At 62.1% G+C, this 7,713-nt stretch carries 13 protein-coding genes and 1 pseudogene; 8 read left to right on the forward strand and 6 right to left on the reverse strand.

Annotated features, from left to right (window positions below):
- Positions 1–275: 275 nt before the first annotated feature.
- The 5 genes from NKI58_RS35030 to NKI58_RS35050 all read left to right on the forward strand — a co-directional run bounded on the left by NKI58_RS35030 (position 276) and on the right by NKI58_RS35050 (position 2,022).
- On the forward strand, positions 276–485 hold the full coding sequence (locus tag NKI58_RS35030) for a cold-shock protein (RefSeq protein ID WP_010915421.1): 210 nt from the start codon (positions 276–278) through the stop codon (positions 483–485).
- A gap of 344 nt (positions 486–829) precedes the next feature.
- Positions 830–1,057, forward strand: a complete 228-nt coding sequence (locus NKI58_RS35035; protein WP_023677608.1) for a hypothetical protein — start codon at positions 830–832, stop codon at positions 1,055–1,057.
- Positions 1,057–1,464, forward strand: a complete 408-nt coding sequence (locus tag NKI58_RS35040; RefSeq protein WP_292664441.1) for a hypothetical protein — start codon at positions 1,057–1,059, stop codon at positions 1,462–1,464. Before NKI58_RS35035 ends, NKI58_RS35040 begins: the two co-directional genes overlap by 1 nt.
- A gap of 1 nt (position 1,465) precedes the next feature.
- Entirely contained in the window at positions 1,466–1,630 is a 165-nt protein-coding gene (locus tag NKI58_RS35045; RefSeq protein WP_023722752.1) for a hypothetical protein, read from the forward strand.
- A 50-nt stretch (positions 1,631–1,680) separates the two neighbouring features.
- Positions 1,681–2,022 (forward strand): YkgJ family cysteine cluster protein, encoded by a 342-nt coding sequence (locus NKI58_RS35050; protein ID WP_352578297.1) that lies wholly within the window; start codon positions 1,681–1,683, stop codon positions 2,020–2,022.
- 32 nt (positions 2,023–2,054) lie between these two features.
- Here the strand turns inward: NKI58_RS35050 and NKI58_RS35055 are convergent, their stop codons facing one another.
- Together NKI58_RS35055 and NKI58_RS35060 are read right to left on the reverse strand one after the other, a co-directional pair.
- Entirely contained in the window at positions 2,055–2,387 is a 333-nt protein-coding gene (locus NKI58_RS35055; protein WP_352663370.1) for a helix-turn-helix domain-containing protein, read from the reverse strand.
- A gap of 96 nt (positions 2,388–2,483) precedes the next feature.
- A pseudogene (locus NKI58_RS35060) lies at positions 2,484–2,984 on the reverse strand (cupin domain-containing protein); the annotation flags it as partial.
- 161 nt (positions 2,985–3,145) lie between these two features.
- Here NKI58_RS35060 and NKI58_RS35065 point away from each other — a divergent pair.
- Both NKI58_RS35065 and NKI58_RS35070 read left to right on the forward strand, forming a co-directional pair.
- On the forward strand, positions 3,146–3,565 hold the full coding sequence (locus NKI58_RS35065; protein WP_352707840.1) for a nuclear transport factor 2 family protein: 420 nt from the start codon (positions 3,146–3,148) through the stop codon (positions 3,563–3,565).
- A gap of 87 nt (positions 3,566–3,652) precedes the next feature.
- Complete coding sequence (locus NKI58_RS35070) at positions 3,653–4,264, forward strand: LysE family translocator (protein ID WP_352826257.1); 612 nt, start codon at positions 3,653–3,655, stop codon at positions 4,262–4,264.
- A 26-nt stretch (positions 4,265–4,290) separates the two neighbouring features.
- Here the strand turns inward: NKI58_RS35070 and NKI58_RS35075 are convergent, their stop codons facing one another.
- From NKI58_RS35075 to NKI58_RS35085, 3 genes are read right to left on the reverse strand one after another with little or no spacing between them, the layout of a single operon-like run.
- Positions 4,291–4,677, reverse strand: coding sequence for a nuclear transport factor 2 family protein (locus NKI58_RS35075; protein ID WP_352569753.1), 387 nt, complete (start codon positions 4,675–4,677; stop codon positions 4,291–4,293).
- A 16-nt stretch (positions 4,678–4,693) separates the two neighbouring features.
- Complete coding sequence (locus tag NKI58_RS35080) at positions 4,694–5,140, reverse strand: OsmC family peroxiredoxin (RefSeq protein ID WP_352790170.1); 447 nt, start codon at positions 5,138–5,140, stop codon at positions 4,694–4,696.
- A 50-nt stretch (positions 5,141–5,190) separates the two neighbouring features.
- Complete coding sequence (locus NKI58_RS35085; protein ID WP_352790167.1) at positions 5,191–6,201, reverse strand: zinc-dependent alcohol dehydrogenase family protein; 1,011 nt, start codon at positions 6,199–6,201, stop codon at positions 5,191–5,193.
- Between the two features lie 96 nt (positions 6,202–6,297).
- Between NKI58_RS35085 and NKI58_RS35090 the strand changes: the two genes are divergently transcribed.
- Positions 6,298–6,897, forward strand: a complete 600-nt coding sequence (locus tag NKI58_RS35090; protein ID WP_023677598.1) for a TetR/AcrR family transcriptional regulator — start codon at positions 6,298–6,300, stop codon at positions 6,895–6,897.
- Between the two features lie 93 nt (positions 6,898–6,990).
- Here NKI58_RS35090 and NKI58_RS35095 read toward each other — a convergent pair.
- Positions 6,991–7,713: TCP-1/cpn60 chaperonin family protein (locus NKI58_RS35095; protein ID WP_352854486.1), on the reverse strand; the 723-nt coding region annotated here is incomplete at its 5' end.

Here is a 7,713-nt window from a genome sequence, read left to right on the forward strand (position 1 = left end):
TCTCATCCCCAGCCTCCGTTCGCTGAAGATCAAACCGGACAACTCGTCTGCTACCTAACCCGGACAACTCATCTGCTTACGACAGTGGAAAATCAAAAAAATTGACACAACGCGCAAAGAAGTCTATAAGAATTTTGTCGATATTTGTTTGACCGACTTTTGTTATCCGCGTGCTTAGGCGCGCCTTTGGCGAACTTCCCCCATCAAAATCGAGACAAACGTTGTTGTGCATCCGCATGACGGCGAACGAATATTTGCCATGGAAAGGGTTCGTTATGAGCACAGGCACAGTTAAATGGTTCAACGCCACCAAAGGTTTTGGTTTTATTCAGCCTGACGACGGTTCTGCCGACGTTTTCGTCCACATCTCAGCCGTCGAGCGCGCCGGAATGCGCGACATCGTCGAGGGCCAGAAGCTTGGCTACGAGATGGTCCGCGACAACAAGTCGGGCAAGATGTCCGCCGACCAGTTGAAGGCGGCCTAAAACGGAATTAAGCCTCACCGGTGACCACGGATGTACTGGCACCGGTGAATGGCAAATTCCAGCGCATGATCGCGGGGATGTTAAGTCCCCGCTCATGCGCATGAGAAGAACGTTTCCTTGCGCGTCTCTCGGGATGCGCGGGCGCTCTTATGGAAGGTCAGGCGGTGCCTGGCCTTTTTCATTTTTGCGCTTCGACCGCCGAAAGAGCGCTGCTCGACGGCCCGGACGTGCTAAGGACGTTCCAGCAATTTGAAACCGGCTGCCGTATTGCTTTGTGCGGGATCCTGGCCGAAAGACCAGTCTCGCCACTTTTCGGCGGCGTGCTCCGAACCGGGAGAAAGACCTTGACCGCAACATCAAAAAAACCCCGCGACCAGGCCGAATCCATTTTCAGCAAGACGCGGACCCAGTCGATGTCGCTCGACCGCATCAATTCCGAACGGGATGCCGTCAGCCAGGCCCGCGAAGCCAAGACCGCGCGGCTGCGCGAATTGCGCCTGGAGAAGGAAGCCGACGACATGGCGGCGGCGGTTGCGCTCGCGGCCTCGCCGAAACGCGCAGGTAAACGCTGATGGCCACCAAACGCGTGCCTCAAAAGGCGATCGCCGCAGATTCGACCATCGCCGATGTCGTGGGCGAACTAGACAAGCCGGTCGAATATGTCCGGCGCGTGCTCGAAAAGCTCGAGCGCTGCAGGCGTGTCCACGGCGATGCCCAGGTTCGGCTCGGCGTGCGCGGTCGTGCCGAATGCCCCAATTATCTGATCGAATACGTCCGGGAAAACGCCAAGACCCGCGAGCGCGTGACCTTTCAGGATGCCGCCTACAGCGGCAGCACGCATCGCGAGCTGGCGCCCCGGCACATCGAGGAAGCCAGGAACTGGTCGCCCGAAGAAATGAACATCACGGCCGTTTCGGCGCTCATCGGCCGCCTTCGCAATCCGAATGCGCCATCATCGCGTTTCTCTGACGAGGATTGATATGGCAATCAAGTTTTCCGCCAAGGGCCAGCCGGCAGCGCCTGCTGCCGCCGTGAAGCCGGCCAAGCCGGCGGCCGCGCCAAAAACCGGCGAAGCCGCCGAAGCGGGCACCGATCTGTTCAGGTCGCCGGCGGAAGCACCGCCGCGCAAGCCCAAGAAGAAATAGCGCCCTTGCAGCAAAATGCCGACCGGAAATCTGCGCCAAGGCTGGTTGCCCTGGCGGTCGCAGAGGAGTTTTCGTCGCCACAAGAGGGCGCCGGTCCGATTGCCTTCGATTGCCAGACCTGTGGCGCCTGCTGCGCCTACTCGTCAAGATGGCCGCGCTTCTCCACCGAGGATGACGCGCAGCTCGACCTTATCCCGCAAAAATACGTGGCTGCCGACGAAGCCGGTATGCGCTGCGACGGCGCGCGCTGTTCGGCACTGTGCGGCGAGGTCGGCAAGTCAACGGCCTGCGGCATCTACGACATCCGCCCCGACGTCTGCCGCGCCTGCATGCCGGGCGATGACGACTGCCTGATCGCGCGTCGGGCTCACGGTCTGCCGACGCTTGAATGACGGCCCGGGCTGGCGTCCCAGTTTGAATTTCCTCAGTCAGATGATCGAAAGTCGCTGCGGTAGAGGCCGGGCGATCGTCCGGTCAACCGTTTGAATGCCTGCGAGAACGACGGCACCGATTCATATCCGACGGCGCGCCCGATCTCGCCAATGTTCTGGTTCGTTTCCCGCAGAGCCTTGGCGGCAAGGTTCATCCGCCACCGGGTCACATAGGACAGCGGCGGCTGTCCTACCAGTTGAGCGAAGCGACGCGCGAAGGTGGCCCGGGACTGTGCTGCGCCGCTGGCAAGGGAAGCGATGGTCCAGGGATTGCCCGGCCGCTCGTGGATCAGGCGCAAGGCCTGCGCAATGCCTTTGTCGCGCAAGGCGCCAAACCATCCCCCTGTTCCGAGTGGCTGATGTTCGATCCAGGCACGCAACAAGAAGATCAACGTGCTGTCGAGAAGGCGTGGGGCGACAATGTCGTGGCCGCCGAGATCGCCTTTCGCTTCGACCTGCAGAAGTTCCAGGGCAAGCCGCAGCGGCTCGCTGGTGCCAATCTGATTTCGGGTCAAATGGATCAGCGGAGGAAGCAGCGAAACCATCGGGTATGGCCCGACGCCGTCGAGTGAATATCTCGCACAAAGAAGAGTTGTCGCGCCGCTTTCGCTTTTCGGTTCCGCTCCGCTCCGAGTCGCGGAAAGGACGGCGGATATCGATGCCGTCGGTGCATCCGCCGGACTGCAAAGGGCATGCCCGATACCGCTCGCGACAAGGATGACATCTCCCTCGCCTAAGCGGATCGGCTCCCTTTCACCGGCTAGCCGCAGCCAGCATTCGCCGTTCTGTATGACGTGGATGGCGGCATTCCTTGTCGGATCGACTGAAATACCCCATGGCCGATGCAGGGTCGCGCTGCCGATCATGGCGCTGCCAAATCGCAGCGAAGCAAGAACTTCGGACAAGGCGTCCATGAGAACCATCCTCCGACAATGAACCGACGACGATATTAGACGATTGGATAAGAATCCAGGCGAATAGCGTATCGACCATCTCACAAGCGTGGCTGATTATGTTGGCAATATCGGCCTGCGGACGCTCCTGTCCACGTCAGGCAAAAGCAGGCACCTCACGGAGCAAAAACATGCGTGACGAACCATCAAATCCAGTTCCAGCCAAGATCCATAATTCGCTCGAGACCAACAAGATGATCGTCCTGGACTTCATCGATAAAGCAGTAAACCAAGGCAACATCGAAGCTGCTTCGATGCATTTTGGCGAACGCTACATCCAACACAATCCGAACATTGCCGATGGTGCGGAAGGCTTCAAAGCCTATCTGCAACAGCTCAAACAGTCATTTCCCCTCGTGAAGGGAGAGGTGAAGCGGATTTTTGCCGAAGGGGATTTCGTCATCGTGCACATGCACGCAAAACGCGAACCGGAGGAGGAGGGCCTGGCCATCGTCGACATTTTCAGGCTGAAGGACAGCAAGCTGGTCGAACACTGGGAAGTTCGGCAGCCTATTGCCGATAGCAAGCTGCACGCCAACAGCATGATCTGAATGCGCATAGGCTCTTGAGGTTGGCTTGTGCCCGCACGTTTCGCTGATTACGCTGCCGGCGGCAGGGCCAGCACCGGGAGACCATCCGTGAGCATCGAATTTCTGTTGACGTCGCTGATTGTCGTGGCTTCGCCCGGTACCGGCGTTCTCTATACGCTGAGCGCCGGGCTTTCGCGTGGTGCGCGCGCCAGCATCATTGCCGCTTTCGGCTGCACGCTCGGCATCATTCCGCACATGGCGGCCGCCATCACCGGCCTCGCGGCACTGCTGCATACCAGTGCCATCGCCTTCGAGACGCTGAGATATCTCGGCGTCGCCTACCTGCTCTACATGGCCTGGAACAGGCTGAAGGAGAAGGGCGGCCTGAGCGTCGACGAAAATGTCGCGCCGCGCTCGGCCGGCAAGGTGATCACTTCTGGCATCCTCATCAACATCCTCAATCCGAAGCTGTCGATCTTCTTCTTTGCCTTCCTGCCGCAATTCGTCAGCACCACCGAACCGCATGCGCTGTCGAAGATGCTGGAGCTCAGCAGCATCTTCATGCTGCTCACCTTCGTGGTCTTTGTCGGCTATGGCATTTTTGCCGCGTCGATCCGCAGCCATGTCGTGTCGCGGCCAAAGGTGCTGACCTGGATGCGCCGTACCTTCGCCGGAGCCTTTGTCATGCTCGGCGCCAAACTGGCGCTGGCGGACCGGTAGACAGGAAGGTCGCGGGCAGCACAAATCTATCCCTTCACATAGCCCATGGCCTCGACGATCTGCCCGTCCGCCACGCGCATCAGGTTGACGCCGCGCAGCGAATTGCCGTCGGCCATCCAGTAGCGCCAGCGGATCGTCGCCCGGTCGCCGGCGACGAAAGTTTCTTCGATGTCGAAGCGCGTGCCGGGTCCGGTCGCGATCGCCGACCACAGTTCGACGCAGGCGCCCTTGCCGATGCGGCGGGCGCCGTCCGGGGCCGGCGTGGTGTTCTCGATCACGCAATCTTCCGCCACCAGATCGTCGAGCGCCGACGGGTCGTGGCGCTGGAAGACGTCGTTGTAGCGCCGCATGATCTCGGCCGTTTCGGCGGAGCGTTTGGCCGCCGCGATGTCGATGACGAGTTCCTGTGTCATTGGATATTCCTTCCCTTCAGTGATCGGTAGCGGTTTCGACGAGGCGGGCCTTGAGCGTGATCACGGCGACGCCGGCCAGCGCCCGCGATACGAGGCAGCTCTCCTTGGCGATCTGCGCCAGCCGCTCGAACTCCGCCGCCGCCAGCCCGGCGGCGCTTGCCTCCGTCTCCAGCTCGATGCGGGTCAGCGTCGGCCCGGCCGCGGTGGCGCCGAGATGTGCTTTCGCGATCGTGTGGATGCGTGCGGGAGTGTAACCTTCGCGGCCGAGAATGGCGCTCAGCGCCATCGAGAAGCAGCCGGCATGCGCCGCCGCAATCAATTCCTCGGGGTTGGTGCCGGGACCGTTCTCGAAACGCGACGGGAACGAGTAGGCGCCTTCGAAGGCGCCGCTGCCGAGCTTCAGCCGGCCCGAACCTTCCTTCAACGATCCCTGCCATTGGGCCTCTGCTTCACGAATGGTCATTGTGTCTCTCCTTTGATTTGAGGGTTGATCATTTTTTGGAGGCGAACCAGTCAAGCGCCGTCGACGACTACTTTCCCGAAGACGTCGCCTTGCTGGAAATAGCGATAGGCGTCGTTGGCCTCGTCGAAGGCGAACACCTTGTCGATGACAGGCTTAAGCCGATGCACCGAGATGGCGCGTAGCATGGCTTCGAGGTTGGTGCGATTGCCGACGAACAGGCGGCTGATGGTGGCGAGGCTGCGCTGGTAGACCGGGCCGGGGATCTGCACCGTCCCGCCTTTCGCATCCTGTATGGTGAGAAGCACGATGCGCCCGTAAAGCGCGCAGGCGATCATCGATTGCGCGAAGGTCGGCGGGCCGCCGGTCTCGACGACGAGGTCGATGCCGCCGGTCTGCTCGCGCACCGCAGCACCCCATTCCGGCATGTCGGCGGTCGAGACGACGAGGTCGGCGCCCAGCGCCTGCAGCCGGTCCAGCTTCTCGTTGCGCGAGCTGACGGCCACGACGCGGCAGCCGAGCAGCTTGGCGAATTGCAGCGCAAATAGCGCGACCCCACCTGAACCGATGACAAGAACCCATTGGCCGGGCTTCGGCATTTCGGCCGCCGTCACGGCATTCCAGGCGGTCAGGCCGGCGCAGCTCAGCGTCGCCGCTTGATGCCAGTCGAGATGATCGGGAAGCCGCACCGCCCATTGCTCGTCGAGCACGGCGTATTCGGCCAGCATCCCATCCAGCGTGCAGCCGAGCTGGTCGATCAGCCCGGCATTGATGTGGCCGTCGATCCAGCGCGCAAAATAACTGCCGGTGATGCGGTCGCCGACGGCGAAGCGGGTGACGGCATCGCCGACGGCAACGACTTCGCCGGCGCCGTCGCTCAGCGGGATAACGCCTTGGCGCGGCGCCAGCGGGTAGGTGCCGCTGAGGATCATCGTATCGCGGCGGTTGAGCGAGGTGGCGCGGACACGCACGACGATCTCGTGCGGCTTCGGCGTCGGCTGCGCCTCGTCGCGCATCACCAGGCGCCTGGTCCCGCAGGTTTCTTCAAGACGATAACTGCGCATTTGCCTCTCCCATATGTAGACTGATCTACATATTATGTAGACCGATTGTCATATTCGAGGCAAGGCCTATAATGCTCACTCCTGACAGAGGTTGACATGGCGAACGACACCCGCACCCGCATACTCGAGACGACCGGGCTGCTGCTGAGGCAGCGCGGCTACCACGGCACGTCGCTCAACGATATTTTGAGCGCCTCAGGCGCACCGAGAGGTTCGCTCTACTTTCACTTTCCGGGCGGCAAGGACCAGCTGGTCATCGAGGTGACGCGCGACAGCGTCGCCGATGTGACGCAGAGGCTGGACGCCGCACTCGCTGCCGAAAAGGATCCGGCGGTGGCTGTCCACCACATTTACCAGTCGGTCGCCCGCATGTTGGAGGACAATCGGTTCACGCTCGGTTGCCCGATCGCGCCCGTGGTGTTGGACTCGCCGACAGACGTGCCGGAACTGGCCGAATTGTGCCGGTCCGCCTTCGAGCAGTGGATAGGCTTGCTCAGGGCGGCCTTCGTCAGGGCAGGGGTGCCCGAGCGCCGCGCGTACGCGCTCGCATTGCTGGTCGAATCATCGCTGGAAGGGCTGATGGTGATCGCACGCGCCACCCACGACCGCGCCCCGGTGCTGGCGGTAGCCGATGAGGTCGCGGCGCTGATTGAGGGGGCATTGCCGGCCAAGAGTGCCGCTGCCGCGGTGCATTGATATCGCCGCTTGAGCCGGGGCAGCCCGCTATAAAGCAAACAAAAAGGGCGGCATCGCTGCCGCCCTTTCCGTAAGCTTGCGAGATTGGCTGGATTAGAAATCCATGCCACCCATGCCGCCCATGCCGCCGCCGCCCATGCCGCCAGGCATGCCGCCGCCAGCCGACTCCTTCTTCGGAGCCTCCGCGATCATGGCTTCGGTGGTGACCAGCAGGCCGGCGACCGAGGCCGCGTCCTGCAGAGCCGTGCGCACAACCTTGACCGGATCGACGATACCCATGGCGATCATGTCGCCATATTCGCCGGTCTGGGCGTTGTAGCCGAAGGTTGCCCCCTTGTTCTCAAGGATCCTGCCGGCAACGATCGATGCTTCCGCACCGGCGTTGGCCGCGATCTGGCGGGCCGGAGCCTGCAGCGCGCGGCGCACGATGTTGATGCCAGCGGCCTGGTCGGAGTTGGCGCCGGTTGCCTTGATGCTCAGCGAAGCGCGCAGCAGTGCGACGCCGCCGCCGGGAACGATGCCTTCTTCGACGGCCGCGCGGGTCGCGTTGAGGGCGTCATCGACGCGGTCCTTCTTTTCCTTGACTTCCACTTCGGTCGCACCGCCGACGCGGATGACGGCAACGCCGCCCGCCAGCTTGGCGAGACGTTCCTGCAGCTTCTCCTTGTCGTAGTCCGAGGTGGTCTCCTCGATCTGCTGCTTGATCTGGGCGACGCGGCCCTGGATTTCGGCCTTCTTGCCGGCGCCGTCGACGATGGTGGTGTTCTCCTTGGAGATCGACACCTTCTTGGCGCGGCCGAGCATGTTGAGGCCGAC

This window comes from Mesorhizobium sp. M0522 (assembly GCF_040321085.1).
Classification (GTDB): Bacteria; Pseudomonadota; Alphaproteobacteria; order Rhizobiales; family Rhizobiaceae; genus Mesorhizobium.